Source organism: Nonomuraea montanisoli (assembly GCF_013363975.1).
Taxonomy (GTDB): domain Bacteria; phylum Actinomycetota; class Actinomycetes; order Streptosporangiales; family Streptosporangiaceae; genus Nonomuraea; species Nonomuraea montanisoli.
Genome location: NZ_JABWGN010000002.1, coordinates 226,780 through 246,153 on the forward strand (window position 1 = coordinate 226,780; position 19,374 = coordinate 246,153).

The window sequence follows — 19,374 nt, forward strand, 5'->3', positions numbered from 1 at the left end:
GCATCTGGGTCCATTGTCGCCACGCGTTCGTTCGAGAGGTGTTCGTGTCGCCTGCAAGTTCGACTCGCTCGAAGCCACAAGAGCTGAACGAGCCCGTCATTCAGCGACTGCTCGAGCGTGGGCGCTCGCAGGGTTTCCTCGAGTCCGAGGACGTCCGCCAAGCCTTCGAGGAGGCGGACATCCCCATGTCGCACGCCGCCGCGTTCTTGCGGAACCTCAGCAAAGAGGGCGTGACCGTGGTGGTGACCGCCGCGGATTCGGCTGCGCCGAAGAAGTCTCGGGGACCAGCAAAGCGCCGTACCGCCGCCCCCGTCAAGACCAAGACCGCGGCGGCCGCCAAGGAGCAGCAACCCGAGACCGTGACCGCGGTCGTGGGAGCAGCCGAAACCGCCGAGCCCGCCGCATCGAGGAAGCCGGCCGCCGCCGCCAAGCCCGCGGCCCCGGCCAAGCCGGGTCCCGCCAAGAAGGCCGCCCCCGCGGCGGCCAAGAAGGCGGCCCCGGCCGCCGCCAAGAAGGTCGCGGCTGACAGCGCCGGGCCTGCACCCACCAAGCCCGCCTCGCCGGAGGGCGTCGACGACGACGAGGACATCGAGCTCGACGGAGACGTGGAGCTCGAGGACCTCGAGGACATCGAGGTCGAGGACGACGACATCGTCGCCGAGGGCGAGGCCGAGCCGGAGTCCGACGACGACGCCGACGACGAGCCCAAGGCCGCCGACGCCGCCGCGACCGCCGCGCAGAAGAGCGAGGACGAGGTCCTCATCCTCTCCGACGACGACGATGACGCCCCGGTCGCGCAGGTCGCGGCCGCCGGCGCCACCGCCGACCCGGTCAAGGACTACCTCAAGCAGATCGGCAAGGTCCCCCTGCTCAACGCCGAGCAGGAGGTCGAGCTGGCCAAGCGCATCGAGGCGGGCCTGTTCGCCGAGGAGCAGCTCGGCAGCGGCGAGGCCGACGGCCTGCCGGTCGACGTCCGCGCCGAGCTGGAGTGGATCGCCGAGGACGGTCGCCGGGCCAAGAACCACCTGCTGGAGGCCAACCTCCGCCTGGTGGTCTCGCTGGCCAAGCGCTACACCGGCCGCGGCATGCTGTTCCTGGACCTGATCCAGGAGGGCAACCTCGGTCTGATCCGCGCGGTGGAGAAGTTCGACTACACCAAGGGCTACAAGTTCTCCACCTACGCCACGTGGTGGATCCGGCAGGCGATCACGCGTGCCATGGCCGACCAGGCGCGGACCATCCGCATCCCGGTCCACATGGTCGAAGTGATCAACAAGCTGGCCCGCGTCCAGCGGCAGATGCTGCAGGACCTCGGCCGCGAGCCCACGCCGGAGGAACTGGCCCGCGAGCTGGACATGACCCCCGAGAAGGTGGTCGAGGTCCAGAAGTACGGCCGCGAGCCGATCTCCCTCCACACGCCGCTGGGCGAGGAGGGCGACAGCGAGTTCGGCGACCTCATCGAGGACTCCGAGGCCATCGTCCCGGCCGACGCCGTCAGCTTCACGCTGCTGCAGGAGCAGCTGCACTCCGTTCTCGACACGTTGTCGGAGCGCGAGGCGGGCGTCGTGTCGATGCGGTTCGGTCTCACCGACGGTCAGCCGAAGACGCTGGACGAGATCGGCAAGGTCTACGGGGTGACGCGTGAGCGCATCCGGCAGATCGAGTCGAAGACCATGTCCAAGCTCCGGCACCCGTCCCGTTCCCAGGTGCTGCGCGACTACCTGGACTGACACGCCGACCGGAGGCCCCGCACCGAATCTTGGTGCGGGGCTTCCGCGGTTTTTCAGGACGTGCTTGTCAGAGCGTGCTTCTCAGGACGTGCTTCTCAGGGCAGGCGGACGTCGAGGGTCCAGGGGCGTCCGGGGCGGGACGGCTCCGTCAGGTCCACGGTGTGGCCCAGGGAGTCGAGGGTCTTGGCCAGCTCGGAGGGCGTCGCCGGGTCGGCGCCGGAGACGAGCAGCGCGCGGGCGATCTCGCCACGGGTCGCCTTGGCCATGTGGCTGACGACCTTGCCGCCCTTGAACACCCGAACCGCCACGGAGCGGTCTCCTGGCTGCCAGGCGCCCGCGTACGTGGCCGAGCGGAGGTCCACGACGAGTCCGGGCAGGGGATCGAGCTGGCGGGCCACCAGAGGCCGCCAGAAGGCCGCCAGGCCGCCCAGGGGAGGCAGGTTGACCCCCATGGACAGCCGGTAGGGCGGGACGCGGTCGGCGATCCGCAGGACGCCCCACAGGCCCGAGAAGATCAGCACCGACTCCTCGGCCCTCCGCCTCGCCTCGGCGTCGAGGGTGGCCAGGCCCAGGTTGTCGTACAGGACGCCGGTGTAGAGCTCGGCGGCGGGGAGCGCGGGCGCCGTGCCGATCACCAGGTTCTTGGCCGTCTCGCCCGCGAGCCCGGGGGTCAGGCCGAGGACGTCGAGGGCGTCGCGGCGCTTGGAGGCGCGCTGGAGGGCGGTGAGCACGCGCTTGCGCGGCTTGTCGAGGGCGGGGAAGGACAGCTCGCCGACGGGCGGCCCACTGCCCTCGGACGCCTTGCTCTCGGACGGCGGCAACAGGATCAGCACGGTGCCCCAGCCTATAAGGGCAGCTGGGGGGGTGCTTCCGCGTGCCTTCGTCGTGAGCTTTCGTCACGGCGTCTCGTGATGAGCTTCTGGTTACGGCACGGCGTCTCAGGATGAGTCCTTGTTACGGCACGGCACGGGAGGGCCCGCCCGCCGTACGGGGCCGGGGGCCTCCAGGGAGACGGCCTCTGACCCGCACGTGGCCGGTCGCCGTCACGGCGTCACCTGGGCCGTCCCCTTCGGACAGCCCGGAACCCGCCTCCCGCACCCGGATGGATAGCCTGCGCTGGATGGAATTCGACAGACTCGTCCACGAAGCCTGGCCCGCGTACGAGTCGCGGGAGCATGACGGCTGGGTCCTGCGCTACGCCGGCGGAGTGACGAAACGCGCCAACTCGGTGCTGCCCCTGGGCGCGCCCGCCGACCTGGACGCCGCGATCGCCGCCGCCGAGGCGTTCTACGCGGAGCGGGGGGCGCGCAGCGCGTTCTCCCTGGGCCCCGGCGCGATGCCCGGGCTCGACGCCGCGCTGGAGCGCCGGGGCTACGAGCTGGTGGACCCGACCCTGATCATGTCCTGGTCGGGGGAGGCGCGCGAGCCCGAGCATCCCGTGCGGATCGAGGAGAGCCCCTGGGCGGCGTGGGGGGACTCGTGGTGGGCCGTGGACGGCCGGTACGCCGACGGGCGGCCGGCGGCCGAGCGGATCTTCACGGGCGTACCGGCCTGGTACGCGGCGGTCGAGGAGGACGGCGTGCCGCTCGCGGTGGGCCGGGCCGTGCCGCAGGGGGACACGCTGGGGATCTACTGCATGGCCACGCTGCCGGGAGCGCGCCGGCGCGGGCTGGCCCGCAGCGTCCTGCGGGCCATGCTGAGGCGGGGCGGCCTGCCGTCGGCGTACCTGGTCGTCACCCGGGCGAACGAGGCCGCGCAGGCCCTGTACGCGAGCGAGGGCTTCGAACGGTTCTCCGGCGGCTATCACTACCGCGTCCGCTGACCCGGGTCCGGTTTTCGTCACGGGAGCCCCATCGCCCCTCCAGGAAGTCCCTGGGCCCGCTGCGGCGGCTCCCTGGATCAGGCCCAGGTCCTGGGCCGCCCCGGGACGGCTCCCACTCAGAGAGTCTTGGCACACGGAACGACACGACGAGTGGGGCCGGAACGCGAAACGGCGGCCCCGGGGGTGCCGGGGTCGCCGTTTCGCGCTTGTGCGTTATGTGGTTATCTCGTCACGGCGAGACGCTGGGTCAGCGCTCGTCGTCGCGGGCAATTACCGGGGTTTCGCTGAGCCGTGCCGACTCGTCCAGGATGTCGGCACCCTTCTCGCGCAGCGCCGCGATGTGCTGACGCCCATGGTGGGCGCAGAACAGCAGCTCCCCACCCACAGGCAGGGTTGCGCGAATGTAGGCCTGGGCACCGCAACGGTCGCAGCGGTCGAGGGCCGTCAGCGGCTTAACGGGGGCGAGAGCTCCAGTCACGTATCGCCTTTCGGGTCACCCCCGCCGAAGCGAGGATCTGGCGTCAGTCACTTGGAACAACATCTAACCGGACGTGGACGTTCCCAACCGTCGCCGCGCTACGCCGAGAGCGGAATGTGTCCCAAAGTAATGACGATCAGCCCGTTGGTAACGCCAAACATGACCGCATGGCAAGCTTGTACGCGGGCGTGTGCGTAAGTACGCCTACGCAGGCGAAGGACGGTAGGCTGCGCACTGGTGTTCGATACTGGTGTTCGATGACTAACCCGGAGGAGCTGGAGTGACGCTAGTGGAGGCCGGCTACACGGCTCGTCACCTCTCGGTGCTTGAGGGGCTCGAAGCGGTCCGCAAGCGTCCGGGCATGTACATCGGGTCCACCGACAGCCGCGGGCTCATGCATTGTCTCTGGGAGATCGTGGACAACGGCGTCGACGAGGCGCTGGGCGGCCACTGCTCCCGCATCGAGGTCGAGCTGTACGCCGACGGGTCCATCGAGGTCCGCGACGACGGCCGCGGCATCCCGGTCGACATCGAGCCCAAGAGCGGCCTGGCCGGCGTGGAGCTCGTCTACACCAAGCTCCACGCGGGCGGCAAGTTCGGCGGCGGCTCCTACGCCGCCTCCGGCGGCCTGCACGGCGTGGGCGCCTCCGTGGTCAACGCGCTGTCGTCCCGCCTCGACGTCCAGGTCGACCGCGACGGGCGCGTCCACGAGATCAGCTTCCGGCGCGGCGTGCCCGGCGTGTTCGACGGCGACGGGCCGACCGCCAAGTTCCGCAAGAAGTCGGGGCTGCGCGACGGCGCGAAGCTCGACCGCGACGTCACCGGCACCCGCGTCCGCTTCTGGGCCGACAAGCAGATCTTCCTGCCCGACGCCGAGGTCTCACTGGACGAGATCCACGTCCGGCTCCGCCAGACCGCCTTCCTCGTGCCCGGCCTCACCCTCGTGGTGATCGACAGCCGCCACGAGGAGCAGGTGGTCGAGGAGTTCCGCTTCGACGGCGGCATCTCCGAGTTCACCGAGTTCCTGGCCCGTGACGAGGCCGTCTGCGACGTGCTGCGCCTGCAGGGCGTCGGCCACTTCCACGAGACCGTCCCGGTGCTCGACGACCAGGGCCACATGACGCCCACCGAGGTCCAGCGCGAGCTGACCGTCGACGTGGCCGTGCGCTGGGGCCGGGGCTACGAGTCGACCGTCCGCTCGTTCGTCAACGTGATCGCCACCCCCAAGGGCGGCACCCACATCACCGGTTTCGAGCGCGGCCTGGTCCGTACGATCAACGAGCTGCTGCGCGAGACCCGCCTGCTGAAGAACGGCGACGACCCCGTCACCAAGGACGACATCTCCGAGGGCCTGACCGGCGTGGTCACGGTCCGGGTGCCGGAGCCGCAGTTCGAGGGCCAGACCAAGGAGGTGCTCGGCACCTCGGCGGCCACCCGCATCGTCTCGCACGTGGTCTCCCGCGAGCTGAGGGAGCTGTTCACCAACCCGCCGCGCGGCTTCAAGCAGCCGCTGCGCGCCGTGCTGGAGAAGATCGTCGCCGCGGCCAAGGCCCGCATCGCGGCCCGCGAGCACCGCGACAACCAGCGCCGCAAGAGCGCCCTGGAGAACTCCGCGCTGCCCGCCAAGCTCGTCGACTGCCGCAGCGACGACGTCGACCGCAGCGAGCTGTTCATCGTCGAGGGAGACTCGGCGCTGGGCACCGCCAAGCTGGCCCGCGACTCGGAGTTCCAGGCGCTGCTGCCCATCCGCGGCAAGATCCTCAACGTTCAGAAGGCGTCGATGAGCGACATGCTCAAGAACGCCGAGTGCGCCGCCATCATCCAGGTCGTCGGCGCCGGGTCGGGTCGCTCGTTCGACATCGAGGCGGCCCGCTACGGCAAGGTCATCCTCATGGCCGACGCCGACGTCGACGGCGCCCACATCCGATGCCTGCTCCTGACGCTGTTCCACCGCTACATGCGGCCCATGGTCGAGGCCGGCCGGGTGTTCGCCGCCGTCCCGCCCCTGCACCGCATCGAGCTCACCAACCCGGGCCGGGGCAAGGAGAAGTACATCTACTGCTACTCCGACGCCGAGCTGCACAAGGTGCTGCGCGACCTGGAGCGGCGCGGCAAGCGCTGGAAGGACCCGGTGCAGCGCTACAAGGGTCTCGGCGAGATGGACGCCGACCAGCTGGCCGAGACCACGATGGACCCGCGCCACCGCATCCTGCGCCGTGTCCGCATCGAGGACGCCGAGGGTGCGGAGAGCATCTTCAGCCTCCTCATGGGCAGCGAGGTGGCGCCGCGCCGCGAGTTCATCGTCAACAGCGCGGCCGAGGTCGACCGCGACCACATCGACGCCTGACCGTCCTCCGGGCGGCTGTGCCGGAGCCGCCCCACGCCTGACCGACCTCCGGGGGCTACGTCAGCCTGACGAGGTTCACGGGCGGCTCGCGTGTGACCGCATGGTCGAACTCCGGGTGCCGAGGATCGTGGGCTCCTCCAAGAGCGTCCATGCGTGACCAGCGAGCACTTTGGGCGGGCTCTCCAGAGGCTCGCCCCTGACGGCCTGGCTGGTCCCGCGCGACTGCCCCGGGCGGTCGGCGCCGCCGTGCCGGCCGTGGCTCCTGTCCGGGCTCGGGCGTGCGAGTGGCGGCGGGCACGCGGCCGGCGATGGGCCCTGGTTCCGCTGCCGGCCGAGCTGGGGCGGGCGGGCTGTTGGGCGGCTCGACTCCCTGCTGCCCGCTCACTTCGGCGGTGGTGGTGCTCGCTCGCCCCGGCGGTGGCCTTGCCGCTCGTGTCCTTCGGATGACGCGCCCGCGGAGGACGGACTCAGCCGGTGACGGCCGGGTTGGCGGTCAGGATGTGCTCGGCGGCCTGCCGGAGGCGGGGCAGGAAGCGGGTGACCTCTCCGCCGCGCCGCCGCAGGTCGGCGGGGGAGGCGATGCCGAGGTCCCCCAGGGCGTCCTGGAACGCGGGCAGGCGGGAGCGGTGGAGCGGCGGCGCGTCCGCCGCCAGGATCGCGTGGCAGCGGGCGAACGTCGCGATGATCCAGAACACGGCCTCGCGGTGGTCGCCGCGTTCCACGAGCTCCAGGCTGCCGCCGATCGCGATCGGGCGGGCCGCCGGGGTGATGTCGCCGCTGAAGGGGAACGGCGTCGTCGCGACGCCCGTCGCCAGGTCGAACGTCTCGGCCAGCTCGCCCACGTGGTGCCGGACCCGTTCGGCGGTCAGGCCGCAGCAGCCGAGGAGGTCCAGCAGCTCCGGATAGAGGCCGGCGAGCCCGTACGAGGTGAGGACCTCGCGCGCGGCCGGGTAGCGCAGCCGTACCGTCGGGTTGCGCAGAGCCGCGACGAGCGGCACGTGGGTGGTGACCCCGGCGCCGAACAGCCACGACATGACCTCCTCGTGGAACGCGCGCTCCCCGGGGTTCGCGAGCGACGCGAGGCGGGTCTCGATCGTGCGCACGGCGTCCTCGCACCTGCGGCGCACCCACGGCCGGGCGGCGAAGCGCGCCGCCACGTGCTCCTGGACGGCGCGCAGGCGGCCGGTCGGGTCGTCGATCACCGTGTCCGTCCGGAACGCGCCGGCCAGGTGGTACGACGCCAGCACCTCGTCCGGCGACCGGAGGGCGGACCACGGGAGGTGGCTGACCTCCAGCAGGACGCCCTGGTAGCGCAGCTTGCCCGGTTTGGCCCCAGGGGTTTCCGTGACCACGAAGAGGTCCAGGTCCGAGGACGGCGGCAGCTCGGCGTCGTCCGGCAGGCCCACCGTGGAACCGGTGACGTACGCGCCGCGATAGCCGGGATCGCGGCGCGCGTGCTCGGACACCCAGCGCGCCGCGGCCTCGCGCGCGGCTCCCACTCTCACCATGCCGACCATCATGGCGCCCTGCGACGACCGGCCGCGGTGACCGTGGGAGGGCCCCCGTCAGAGGGAGACCGGCATCAGCCTTCCCGTGTGGACGTCGTAGATGGCGCCGCCCACCGGCATGTCCTTGGGCAGGAACGGCGAGGTCCGGATGCGGGTGAGGTCGTGGCGCAGTGCCGCGTCCTGGTCGGGGACCGTGTGGAACTCCAGGCTGCGCGTGTCCACCCCGTGCAGTTGCGTGAGGTCGTGCACGTCGCCGTCCGTCACCTTGGCCATGCCGCAGTCCGTGTGCGGCATCACCAGCACGCGCTCCACGCCCAGCAGGTACACGGCCAGGACGAGAGTGCGCAGGACGTCGTCGGTGACGCGGGCGCCGGCGTTGCGCAGGATCTTGGCGTCACCCGCCTCCAGGCCCAGCAGTCCCAGGGGGTCGATGCGGGAGTCCATGCAGGTGACCACCGCGAGCCCACGTGCCGCGCGGCCGGTCAGGCCTGAGTTTGCGAATCCCTTGGCGTATTCCGCGTTTCCGGCAATCAAGTCGTCGAACGCACTCATGGTGAGATAGTGCCCCATGCCGTATTGAGCACTACGCCCGGGGTCCCGACAGGTGAGAGTTGGCCCAAGGTCCCACCATCGGCCGTCACGATGGGTGATGATGTCGTAGCCCTAAGTGTGAGTAGCCGAAGAAGGTTGTCGTGAGTAGGTCCGAATCCCTCGCCGCGTACTTCCGCGCCCAGGCGCGACGCCGCCTCGACCGGGTGGAGTCCAACGACGCCGGCCGCAACGCGCGGTCCGCGCTGGCGCTCCTCGACGCCGCCGCGTACGCGGCCGCCCTCCCGGACGACGATCCGCTCATCGAGCGGCTGGCGAAGGCCGGGTGTTTCGGCGCGCCGGGCGGTGACGGGTTCGATCCCGGGCCGGAGGGCACCCGGCTGGTGCGCCTCTGGGAGGGCGGCGAGCCCCGCGAACTGATCCTCGCCCTGCCCTCCGTCGCGGCGACCACGGCGTAACGCCTCCAGCGTCGGATCCACGTCGCCCGGGTTGAGGTCGGTCACCGGCGGTACGAGCTCGTCGATCCGGTTCAGGACGTCGTCGTCGAGCCGCGGGTCCGCAGCCGCCGGCAGGTCGTCGAGCCGCTCGGCCGTACGCGGCCCGATGACCACCGAGGTGATCGCCGGATGGCTCAGCACGAACGCCGGCGCCACGCGCGACAGCGGACGGCCCGGGTCGTCGGCCGGCTGTACCAGGTCACGTCGGCCTCGCGGGCGTCGTCGGGCAGCGACAGGTCGAACTTGTGCGAGATCATGCCGCGGAACTCGTTGAGCTCCATCCGGCCGCGGCGGAACCTGCCGGTCAGCCGGCCGCTGTTGAGCGGGCTCCACGGCTCGCGGAGATCCCGGTACGGCCCAGCGTGGCTCTGCGCATGCGTTCCCACCTCCGTGGAAGGGGCGTCTGCCGCAACGAGCCCATCACACGACGGCACATCGGCGGAGTGTGGGGAGGCGTCGTCCGGGTAGTCACGCCGTCGGAACGCTCTGGGAGGTTTGTGGTGAAGGGCATCGCGGAATTCCGCACGATCGTCGTGGACTGCGCGAATCCGCGCATGCTGGGCGAGTTCTACGCGGGAGTGCTGGGCTGGTCGATGGACGACCGGGACGACGACTGGGTGGTCGTCACCGACGGCGGCTCGCCGAAGCGGCTGGCGTTCCAGCGGGTCGAGGACTACCGGCCGCCGATCTGGCCCCGCTCCGAGCGCCCCCAGCAGTTCCACATCGACCTGACCGTGCAGGACATGGAGCAGGCGGAGAAGGCGGTCATCGAGCTGGGCGCCACCAAGCACGACCACCAGCCGAGCGAGGAGGACAGCTTCCGCGTCTTCCTCGACCCGGCGGGGCACCCGTTCTGCCTCTGCCGCGACGTCTCCGACGACTGACCGGCCCCTCACCGCGGGCCGGTCCATCGACTGACCGGCCCCTGACCGCGGGCCGGTCCATTGAGCAGCCGGACGTCCAGGACGCCCAGGATCGAGCCAGGGGCCCCCGCCCTGGAACGCCGGTGCAGGAGGGGCCGGGTCTCCCGCGGGAGACCCGGCCCCTCGCCTCGTCCCGATCAGCGGAAAGGGATCAGCGGGCCGCCTGCGCCAGCAGGCTCACCGCCTGCCGTACCCGGCCCGCCGCCAGCTCCTGGTCCGCGCGGGCCGTCAGGTCGGGCCGCCGGCCCGTCGCCTGCGCCACGTCCCGCGCCACCGACGCCAGCGTGTCGTCCTGCTGGAACGTGTCCGTGGACGAGCGTTCGAGCAGCGCCGCCGCGGCCTCCAGCGCGCCCAGCACGACGCGGGAGTCACGCACCGTCCCGTCGGCGCCCCAGTTGCGCGCCGGCAGCGCGGCCGTCAGCGCCAGCGCCGCGCCCTTCGCCGCGGCGTCGCCGCCCGCGAGCCGGTCGCGCAGCGCCTTGAGCCGGTCGCGGCCCGGGTCGGTCCGCAGGCCCCAGCCGTACGGGAACAGCGGGTCGTACGCCGCGTCACCCACGTTGATCGGGAGCTGCGCGGCCGCGCGGAACCAGGTGAAGGGCAGCCGGCCCGTGTACGGCACGGCCCCGAACAGCGGGTCCGCCACGCCCGCGCCCTCGGTGCCGGGCAGCCACGAGGCGACGAGCGCCGTGACGCGCGACAGGTCGCCGAGGACCATCGGCCGGCCCGACACCACCAGCACCACGCACTTCATCGCCCCGCACACCCGGTCCACGGCGGCCCGGTCGGCGGCGGACAGGTCCAGCGTGCGGCCGGCGCGGCCCACGTCACCGAACCCCTCCGCGTACGGCGTCTCGCCCACCACCACGACGCCCACGTCGTGCCCGGCGAGCGGCGCCGAGGCGTCCCGGGACCAGGTGACCGACGCGGCACGCGAGCGGATGGCCGACAGGATCGTCGTGCCCGACGTGATCGGCCCGGACGAGCCCTGCCAGGTGATCGTCCAGCCGCCCGACTGGTTGCCGAGGTCGTCGGCGTTCGACCCGGCCACGTACACCTTGGCGTCGCGGCGCAGCGGCAGCAGGCCGCCGTCGTTCTTCAGCAGCACCTGCGAGCGGGCCGCCGCCGTGCGCGCCACCGCCCGGTGCGCGGCCGAGCCGACGTCCGGCAGCCCCGACCGGTCCGCGTACGGGTGCTCGAACAGGCCGAGCCGGAACTTCTGCGTGAGGATCCGCGCCACGGCGTCGTCGACGCGGCTCATCGGCACCCGGCCGGCCTCCACCTCGGCCTTGAGCGTGCTCTCGAACTCCGCGTACGCGTACGGAACCATGATCATGTCCAGGCCGGCGTTGATCGAGGTCCGCACGTCGCTCGGGTAGTCGCCGGGGATCTGGTCGATCGCCTGCCAGTCGCTGATCACGAACCCCTTGAACCCGAGCCGTCCCTTGAGCACGTCCGTGATCAGCTCGCGGTGGGCGTGCATCTTCGTCGGCCCCTGGCCGAGGTCCACGCTGGAGAACGACGGCATGACCGCGCCGACGCCCCGCCGGACCGCCTCCGCGAACGGCGCCAGGTGGACGGCCTCCAGCTCCTGCCGGCTCACCCGGGTGACGCCCTGGTCGATCGTGTAGTCGCCGGAGGTGGAGGAGCCGTAGACGGTGCCGCCGTCGCCGACGTAGTGCTTGGCCGTGGCCAGGACGCCGTTCTTCTGCAGCCCGTCGATGATCGTGGTCATCCGGGAGACCAGGGCGGGGTCCTCGCTGAAGGACTCGTAGGCCCGGCCCCAGCGGTCGTCGCGCGACACGCACAGGCACGGCGCGAAGTCCCACGGGACGCCCGTCGCCCTGACCTCGCGCGCGGTGATCTCCCCGGCCTGCTCGAGGAGCCCGGGGTCGCGGGTGGCGCCGAGCCCGGCGTTGTGCGGGAAGATCGTCGCCCCGGCCACGTTGTTGTGGCCGTGGACGGCGTCCACGCCGTAGATGAGCGGGATCTGCAGGCGGGTGCGCTGCGCCTGGAGCTGGAAGGCGTCCACCATGTCGGCCCACGCCTTCGGCGTGTTGGGCGTCGGGGTGGAGCCGCCGCCCGACAGCAGGGAGCCGAGCAGGCGGGTGGCGATGTCGCCCGGCGCGGCCAGCGCCTGCCGCTCGGCCTGCGTCATCTGGCCGATCTTCTCCTCCGGCGTCATGCGGCCGAGCAGGTCGGCGACGCGTTGCCGGACGGGCTTGCGGGCGTCGAGATACGGCAGGCCGTGCGCGTTGATCACGACGACCGGCGCCTCGGCCGGCGGCCGTACGCCCTCGCCGGACAACGTGATCGGGACGGTCTCGGCGACCTCCGGCGCGCGGTCGGCCAGCGTCCTGACGGTGAACGACTTCGCCGATCCGGAGGCGGTGCCCGCCGGGAAGGTCAGCGTGCCCTCAGCCGGGGTGTAGTCCTCGCCGGGCGTGGCGGTGCCGGTGCCCGTGCGGTAGTCCACCTTGAGGTCCGCGGGGAGCGGGGCGCCGGTGGCGGTGCTGATGGAGACGCGCACCTCCGCCGAGCCCTTCTCGGCGACCGGGTACACCGGGCGGTCCGTCGCCAGCCGTACCGGGCGTGGGGGAGCCGTGCCGTACACCTGGACGTCGTCCCACAGGAGCGTGCCGGAGGCGGCGGGCAGGCGCATGGAGTAGCCCCACATGGCGACCAGGTCCAGCCCGTCCGTCGGCGCGCCGCCGGGCTGGTAGTCGGCGCGGCGCACGAAGTCCGCGAACGGCGTCCGCACCTGCCGCCAGCCGGCCGTGTCGTCGGTGAACGAGGACTCGAACAGCTCGGAGGAGCCCGCGGAGGAGCCGCCGTCCTTGACCTCGAAGAAGACCCGCTGCCCGGATCCGGTGCCCTTCACCCAGAACGAGAAGCCCTCGTAGCCGGACCAGTCCTGGGTGGCGGCCAGGTCGTGGGTCCAGCCGCCCCACTGGCTCACGGCGTAGACGGCCTTGAGCGCGCGGTTGCCGGCGGGCGCGCCGGGGCGGTCGGCGGCGGGCTCGACGGTCAGGGCCGGGGTGGACGGGCCGTCGTTGCCCCAGGCGCCGACGCCCGGGGGGAGCCCGTCGGTCTCGAAGTCGGTGACGGTGACGGGGTCGGCCGCCTGCGCGGCTGCCGTCGCCACGGCGGGTGGGCTGGGGGCCGCCACCACCATGGCGGCCACGAGGGCGAGGGCCGCCCATAACGGGGATCTGGCTCGGAACACGGTACCTCCCTTTGGAGAGAGCGCTCTCTCCGGAGAGATCGGGCACAGTGCGCATTTCATAACAGGTGCGCTCAAAAAACATTCACGTCACCCGGTCAAGCCATGCCTTCCGGGGCGGCCGGAGCCCGTCACCCGCGACGCAGGGGAGAGACCGTCACCGACGCGCCCATGCGCACGCGGCGTCATTGGCGCGCCCCGCACACGCGAAGCGGGGCGGGGAGGCGCGCCCGTGCGCACGTGCCCCCCGCCCCGCCGACGTTGACGTCCGTGGCTGGTTCGTGGCTAGTGCCCCGGGGTGGAGCCGTTCGTCGACGGAGGCGTGTCGGCCACCTCCGAGGCGTCCAAAGCCAGCGTGCCCTCCAGCGGCACCGAGCCGTCCGGGGCCACCGCGGCGGCCGAGGCCGCCGTCACCGGACCGCCCGCGCCCAGCGCGCCGCCGACCGCGCCGATCGTGTGGGTGAGGCGGTCGCCCGAGCCGTCGCGGCGGCCGAGCTCCTCGGGCAGCGGCACCGGCTTGCCCGTGGCGGACACCGCCTTGGCGGGTGCCGGGCCGGCCCAGGCCAGCAGCAGCACGTCCTCGCCCTTCAGGAACCGCTGCGCCCGCACGCCGCCCGTGGCCCGGCCCTTGGGCGGGAACTCGGCGTAGTCGGACACCTTGCCGCCGCCCACCTGCGTGCCGGGCAGGGCGGTGGACGATCCGGCCACGGTCACGACGCGGGACTCGCGCGCCGGGTCCACCACGCCGAAGAAGATCACCCGGGCCGAGCCGTCGAGCCGGACGCCGGCCATGCCGCCCGCGGGCCGGCCCTGCGGGCGCACCTGCGACGCCTGGTAGCGCAGGAGCTGCGCGTCGGAGGTGATGAAGACGAGGTCGTGGTCCTCCGACTCCAGCTCTGCCGCGCCGACGACGGTGTCGCCGTCCTTCAGGGTGATCACCTCGAAGTCGTCGCGGTTGGCCGGGTAGTCGGGCACGACCCGCTTGACGACGCCCTGCGCCGTGCCGAGCGCCAGCCCGGGGCCGTCGGGGTCGAGGGCGCCGAGGCCCACCACCGCCTCGCCGCTCTCCAGCGTCACGAACTCCGACACCGGATGGCCGCCGGACAGCGACGGCGGCGAGGCCGTGGGCGGCAGGATGGGCAGGTCGACCACCTGCACCCGGATGAGCCGGCCCAGGGACGTCACGATCCCGATCTCGCCGCGCGCGGACGTGCGCACGGCCGAGACGAGGACGTCGTGCGAGGACCGGTCGCCCTCGTCCCCCAGGGGGGAGGCGTCGGTGGTGCGGGCCAGCAGCCCGGTGGACGACAGCAGCGCCAGGCACGGCTCGTCGGCCACCTGGAGCTCCACCGTGGCCGCGCGGGGGGCGCCCGACGACTCCAGCAGCACGGTGCGGCGCGGCGTGCCGTACTTCTTGGCCACCTCGGCCAGCTCCGCCGAGACGACCTGGCGCAGCCGCGCGTCGGACGACAGGATGCCGGTCAGCTCGGCGATCTCCTCTGTCAGCCGCTCCTTCTCGCTGTCGAGCTCCAGCTTGTCGTAGCGGGTCAGCCGGCGCAGCGGCGTGTCGAGGATGTACGCGGCCTGGACGTCGGTCAGGTCGAAGACCTCCATGAGGCGCGTGCGCGCCTGCGCGGAGTCGTCGGAGGAGCGGATGACCTGGATGACCTCGTCGATGTTGAGCAGCGCGACGATGAGGCCGTCGACCAGGTGCAGGCGCTCCTCGCGCTTGCGGCGGCGGAACTCGGAACGGCGGCGCACGACCTCCAGGCGGTGGTCGACGTAGACGCTCAGCAGCTCGCGCAGGCCGAGGGTGCGCGGCTCGCCGTCGACCAGGGCGACGTTGTTGATGCCGAACGTCTCCTCCATCGGCGTGAGCCGGTAGAGCTCCTCCAGCACCGCCTCGGGGATGAACCCGTTCTTGATCTCGATGACGAGCCGCAGGCCCTTGTGCCGGTCGGTGAGGTCCTTGAGGTCGGCGATGCCCTGGAGCTTCTTGGCGTTGACCAGCTCCTTGATCTTGGCGACGACGCGCTCGGGGCCGACGTTGTAGGGCAGCTCGGTGACGACGATGCCCTTGCGGCGCGGGGTGATCTGCTCGACCACGCACTTGGCGCGCATGCGGAACGTGCCGCGCCCGCTCTCGTAGGCGTCGCGGACGCCCTGCAGGCCGATGATCGTGCCGCCCGTCGGCAGGTCGGGGCCCGGGACGAACCGCATGAGGTCGTCGAGCGTCGCGTCGGGCTTCTTGATCAGGTGGCGGGCGGCGGCCACGACCTCGGTGAGGTTGTGCGGCGCCATGTTGGTGGCCATGCCGACGGCGATGCCGGTCGTGCCGTTGACCAGGAGGTTGGGGAACGCCGACGGCATGACCGTGGGCTCGGTCTCCTGGCCGTCGTAGTTGGGCTTGAAGTCGACGGTGTCCTCGTCGAGCGACTCGACCATGAGCATCGCGGCCGGCGCGAGGCGGGCCTCGGTGTACCGCATGGCGGCCGGCATGTCGTCGGGCGAGCCGAAGTTGCCGTGGCCGTCGACGAGGGGCAGGCGCATGGAGAACGGCTGCGCCAGTCGGACCACCGCGTCGTAGATCGCGGTGTCGCCGTGGGGATGGAGCTTGCCCATGACGTCGCCGACGACGCGCGAGGACTTGACGTGCCCGCGGTCGGGGCGCAGGCCCATCTCGCTCATCGAGTAGAGGATGCGCCGCTGCACCGGCTTGAGGCCGTCGCGGGCGTCGGGCAGCGCCCGCTGGTAGATGACCGAGTAGGCGTACTCGAGGAAGCTGGTGCGCATCTCCGAGGACACGTCGATGTCGACGATCCGCTCCTCGAAGTCCTCAGGCGGGGGTGCAGTCGTGCGTCGGGCCATCTTGATGCTGCGCGGCTACCTCGGCCGTCGCGCCGAGGGGGAAGCGCATCCTCCTGTCCTTGTGCTGTAACCGTAGCCGTCGGCTCGGTGGAGATGGGCCGGATCGGCGGGTGCGGCGCCGACGCGGGCCGGCCCGGTCGCGGTGCGACGGCCGGGGGCCCGTACGGCGGTGGGGGCGGGGGCGTGGTGCGCCCCTGGAGATGATGGCACAGGCACCTCCCGGCACCGGATCGCTGAAGCCTGCTGTCCGCACGCATCGTACCAACCGCCACGACGACTTTTAGCATACGTGTTCGAGTCGTGCGGGCGAGTCGCCATCCGCTTGACCAAGCAATTGCTTGGGCGTTACGTTCCGGAAAGGGATAACCCCCGTCTCCGGAGGCGTCATGATCGAGTTTCATCCCGTCACCCGGCACATCGGCGCCGAGGTGACCGGCGTGGACCTGCGCAAGCCGTTGTCCCAGGAAGAGGCCGCGACCATCCGCGAGGGCTGGCTCAAGCACCTCGTGCTGTTCTTCCGCGACCAGCACATCGAGGACGAGCAGCACCTGCAGTTCGCGCTCAACTTCGGGACGCTCAACCACCCCGCGTTCAAGAAGGACAGCGGCAGCCCCATCCACGTGCTCGACCAGACCGACCCCAAGGGCGAGGGCGGCGACGAGTGGCACAGCGACAACACCTTCGAGCCGACCCCGCCCATGGGCTCGCTGCTGCGCTGCGTCCAGCTCCCCAGCGTCGGGGGCGACACGCTGTGGGCGAACACGTATCTGGCGTACGAGACGCTCTCGCCCTCGCTCCAGCGGCTGTGCGACGAGCTGACCGCCGTGCACGACATCACCATGTCGATGAAGAAGGCCATCTCGAAGGGACACCCGTTCGACCTGAAGGAGGTGCAGGCCAAGTGGCCGCCGATCGAGCGGCCCGTCGTACGCGTCCACCCCGAGACCGGTCGCAAGGCCCTGTTCGTCAACCGCTCCTCCACCACGCGCCTGGTCGGCCTCACCGACCGCGAGAACGAGGCCCTGCTGCCGCTGCTGATCGACCACATCCGCTCGCCCGAGTACCAGGTGCGGCTGCGCTGGCGGCCCGGCACGCTGGCCTTCTGGGACAACCGGCCCACCCAGCACTACGCGGTGGCCGACTACACCGAGCGCCGGCGGATGCACCGGGTGACCATCAACGCCTTCCCGGAGCACGCGGACAAGTGACGCGCGGCGCCGTGACGCCCGCGCGTCCCCGGCCCCGACGGTCCGCGCGCCGCCACGGGGCGCGGCGAACCGGGGGGAGCGCGGGCGAAAACGTCGGGGAAACCTGGTAACAAGGAGCACATGACTGAAGCCCCCGACGCGGCGATGCTGCGCGAAGAGGCCGAGGAGCGGCTGCGCGCGCTGGCCGGCGAGCACGCCAGGCTCCGCGACGACCAGTGGGCCGCCATCGAGGCGCTCGTCCTCGACCGGCGGCGGGTCCTCGTGGTCCAGCGCACCGGCTGGGGCAAGTCGGCCGTCTACTTCGTCGCCACCGCGCTGCTGCGCGAACTCGGCGAGGGCCCGACCGTCATCGTGTCGCCCCTGCTCGCCCTCATGCGCAACCAGATCGCCGCCGCCGAGCGGGCCGGCATCAGGGCCGCCACCATCAACTCCGCCAACCCCGAGGCGTGGGAGGAGATCTACGGCCAGGTCGCCGACGGCCTGGTCGACGTGCTGCTGGTCAGCCCCGAGCGGCTCAACAACCCCGACTTCCGCGACAACGTGCTGCCCGAGCTGGCCGAGAGCGCCGGCCTCGTCGTGGTCGACGAGGCCCACTGCATCTCCGACTGGGGCCACGACTTCCGGCCCGACTACCGCCGCCTCGCCACGCTGTTCGAGGAGCTGCCGCCCGGCGTCCCGGTCCTCGCCACCACCGCCACGGCCAACGCCCGCGTCACCCGCGACGTCGCCGACCAGCTCGGCCACGACACCCTGGTGCTGCGCGGGCCGCTGGAGCGCGAGAGCCTCCACCTGGGCGTCGTGCGCCTGCCGACGGCCGAGCAGCGCCTCGCCTGGCTGACGCAGACGCTGCACGAGCTGCCCGGCTCCGGCATCGTCTACACCCTCACCGTGGCCGCCGCCCACGAGATCGCCGACCACCTGCGCGAGCAGGGCCACGAGGTGGCCGCCTACTCCGGCCAGACCGACCCGGCCGAGCGGCTGGAGGCCGAGGAGGCCCTGCTCGGCAACAAGATCAAGGCCCTGGTCGCCACCAGCGCCCTCGGCATGGGCTTCGACAAGCCCGACCTCGGCTTCGTCGTCCACGTCGGCGCCCCGCAGTCGCCCGTCGCCTACTACCAGCAGGTCGGCCGGGCCGGCCGCGGCGTCGAGCGGGCCGAGGTGATCCTGCTGCCCGGCACCGAGGACCGCGACATCTGGTCCTACTTCACCTCGCTCGCCTTCCCACCCGAGCCGGTCGTGCGGGCCACGCTGGCGGCGCTGGAGGAGCGCGGCACCCTGTCCACGCCCGCCCTGGAGACCATCGTCGACCTCGGCCGCAGCCGCCTGGAGATGATGCTCAAGGTCCTCGACGTCGACGGCGCCGTGCGCCGGGTCAAGGGCGGCTGGCAGGCCACCGGCGAGCCGTGGGCGTACGACACCGAGCGCTACTCCCGCATCGCCGCCGAGCGCCGCGCCGAGCAGGAGGCCATGCTCGGCTACCTCACCACCACCGAGTGCCGCGAGCGGTACCTTCGCCACCAGCTCGACGACGACACCGCCGAGCCGTGCGGCCGGTGCGACAACTGCACGGGCCGCCACCGCTCGCCCGAGATCGCCGCACCCGCCGTCGAGAGCGCCCGCGCCCGGCTGGCCAGGCCGGGCGTCACCGTCGAGGCGCGCCGCCAGTGGCCGACCGGCCTCGACGACCTGTCCGGCCGGATCAAGCCGGAGCTCGGCGCCGAGCCGGGCCGGGCGCTCGGCCGCCTCACCGACATCGGCTGGGGCAACCGCCTGCGCGAGCTGCTGGCCGGCCCCGACGGGCCGATGCCCGACGACATGTTCCGGGCCGTGACCCAGGTGCTGGCCGCGTGGGACTGGCGGGAGCGGCCGGTCGCGGTGGTCAGCGTGCCCTCCGCGAGCCGGCCGCAGCTCGTGCGCGGCTTCGCCGAGCGGCTCGCCCAGGTGGGGCGGCTGACCTACCTCGGCGAGCTGGGCTACCGCTCGGGGCCGCCGGGCCGCCAGTTCAACAGCGCCCAGCGCGTACGCGCGGTCCGGGCGACGCTGGCCATGCCCCGCGACCTCGGCACGGCGGTGGCCCAGTGCGGCGGCCCGGTGCTGCTGGTGGACGACCAGGTCGACACGGGCTGGACGATGACGCTCGCCACGGCCCTCGTCCGCCACGCCGGCGCCCCGGCCGTCCTGCCCCTCGCCCTGGCCACCACCTCCTGACCGGGCGGGGCCGGGG

At 72.3% G+C, this 19,374-nt stretch carries 14 protein-coding genes and 1 pseudogene; 7 read left to right on the forward strand and 8 right to left on the reverse strand.

The annotated features are described in order from the left end of the window. Positions 1-44 precede the first annotated feature (44 nt). Positions 45-1,730 (forward strand): RNA polymerase sigma factor, encoded by a 1,686-nt coding sequence (locus tag HTZ77_RS04535; RefSeq protein WP_175588155.1) that lies wholly within the window; start codon positions 45-47, stop codon positions 1,728-1,730. Between the two features lie 95 nt (positions 1,731-1,825). On the opposite strand, the gene HTZ77_RS04540 is transcribed toward HTZ77_RS04535, so the two are convergent. Then, entirely contained in the window at positions 1,826-2,563 is a 738-nt protein-coding gene (locus HTZ77_RS04540) for a YaaA family protein (protein ID WP_175588156.1), read from the reverse strand. Positions 2,564-2,850: 287 nt separating this feature from the next. Here HTZ77_RS04540 and HTZ77_RS04545 point away from each other — a divergent pair, with 287 nt between their 5' ends. After that, positions 2,851-3,552, forward strand: a complete 702-nt coding sequence (locus tag HTZ77_RS04545) for a GNAT family N-acetyltransferase (protein ID WP_205302078.1) — start codon at positions 2,851-2,853, stop codon at positions 3,550-3,552. 247 nt (positions 3,553-3,799) lie between these two features. Here HTZ77_RS04545 and HTZ77_RS04550 read toward each other — a convergent pair whose 3' ends face one another. Continuing rightward, positions 3,800-4,030 (reverse strand): DUF7455 domain-containing protein, encoded by a 231-nt coding sequence (locus HTZ77_RS04550; RefSeq protein WP_175588158.1) that lies wholly within the window; start codon positions 4,028-4,030, stop codon positions 3,800-3,802. Positions 4,031-4,310: 280 nt separating this feature from the next. On the opposite strand from HTZ77_RS04550, the gene HTZ77_RS04555 reads away from it, so the two are divergent. Further along, a complete protein-coding gene (locus tag HTZ77_RS04555; RefSeq protein ID WP_175588159.1) occupies positions 4,311-6,377 on the forward strand; it encodes a DNA gyrase/topoisomerase IV subunit B in 2,067 nt (688 codons plus the stop codon). Positions 6,378-6,844: 467 nt separating this feature from the next. Here HTZ77_RS04555 and HTZ77_RS47285 read toward each other — a convergent pair whose 3' ends face one another. Together HTZ77_RS47285 and HTZ77_RS04565 are read right to left on the reverse strand one after the other, a co-directional pair. After that, positions 6,845-7,885, reverse strand: coding sequence for a hypothetical protein (locus tag HTZ77_RS47285; protein WP_205302079.1), 1,041 nt, complete (start codon positions 7,883-7,885; stop codon positions 6,845-6,847). 57 nt (positions 7,886-7,942) lie between these two features. Next, entirely contained in the window at positions 7,943-8,437 is a 495-nt protein-coding gene (locus HTZ77_RS04565) for a beta-class carbonic anhydrase (protein ID WP_175588160.1), read from the reverse strand. 140 nt (positions 8,438-8,577) lie between these two features. On the opposite strand from HTZ77_RS04565, the gene HTZ77_RS48005 reads away from it, so the two are divergent. Beyond that, positions 8,578-8,892, forward strand: coding sequence for a hypothetical protein (locus HTZ77_RS48005; protein ID WP_175588161.1), 315 nt, complete (start codon positions 8,578-8,580; stop codon positions 8,890-8,892). Between the two features lie 111 nt (positions 8,893-9,003). On the opposite strand, the pseudogene HTZ77_RS48010 reads toward HTZ77_RS48005, so the two are convergent. Both HTZ77_RS48010 and HTZ77_RS45120 read right to left on the reverse strand, forming a co-directional pair. After that, positions 9,004-9,087: pseudogene (locus HTZ77_RS48010) on the reverse strand (hypothetical protein); the annotation flags it as partial. Next, complete coding sequence (locus HTZ77_RS45120) at positions 9,066-9,317, reverse strand: hypothetical protein (RefSeq protein WP_205302274.1); 252 nt, start codon at positions 9,315-9,317, stop codon at positions 9,066-9,068. The gene HTZ77_RS45120 and the pseudogene HTZ77_RS48010, both read right to left, overlap by 22 nt. Before the next feature lie 114 nt (positions 9,318-9,431). Here HTZ77_RS45120 and HTZ77_RS45785 point away from each other — a divergent pair, with 114 nt between their 5' ends. Beyond that, complete coding sequence (locus tag HTZ77_RS45785) at positions 9,432-9,815, forward strand: VOC family protein (RefSeq protein WP_328808410.1); 384 nt, start codon at positions 9,432-9,434, stop codon at positions 9,813-9,815. Between the two features lie 190 nt (positions 9,816-10,005). Here HTZ77_RS45785 and HTZ77_RS04585 read toward each other — a convergent pair whose 3' ends face one another. Both HTZ77_RS04585 and HTZ77_RS04590 read right to left on the reverse strand, forming a co-directional pair. Beyond that, positions 10,006-13,077 carry a glycoside hydrolase family 3 N-terminal domain-containing protein gene (locus HTZ77_RS04585; RefSeq protein ID WP_328808411.1) on the reverse strand — a complete coding sequence of 1,024 codons (3,072 nt, stop codon included), beginning with the start codon at positions 13,075-13,077 and terminating at the stop codon, positions 10,006-10,008. Between the two features lie 282 nt (positions 13,078-13,359). Further along, the gene (locus HTZ77_RS04590) at positions 13,360-15,942 is read right to left on the reverse strand and encodes a DNA gyrase/topoisomerase IV subunit A (protein WP_175588163.1); all 2,583 of its coding nucleotides are present in this window, start codon (positions 15,940-15,942) and stop codon (positions 13,360-13,362) included. A 386-nt stretch (positions 15,943-16,328) separates the two neighbouring features. On the opposite strand from HTZ77_RS04590, the gene HTZ77_RS04595 reads away from it, so the two are divergent. Both HTZ77_RS04595 and HTZ77_RS04600 read left to right on the forward strand, forming a co-directional pair. Then, entirely contained in the window at positions 16,329-17,150 is an 822-nt protein-coding gene (locus HTZ77_RS04595) for a TauD/TfdA dioxygenase family protein (RefSeq protein ID WP_175588164.1), read from the forward strand. A 120-nt stretch (positions 17,151-17,270) separates the two neighbouring features. Beyond that, the gene (locus HTZ77_RS04600) at positions 17,271-19,358 is read left to right on the forward strand and encodes a RecQ family ATP-dependent DNA helicase (RefSeq protein WP_235994318.1); all 2,088 of its coding nucleotides are present in this window, start codon (positions 17,271-17,273) and stop codon (positions 19,356-19,358) included. Positions 19,359-19,374 lie beyond the last annotated feature (16 nt).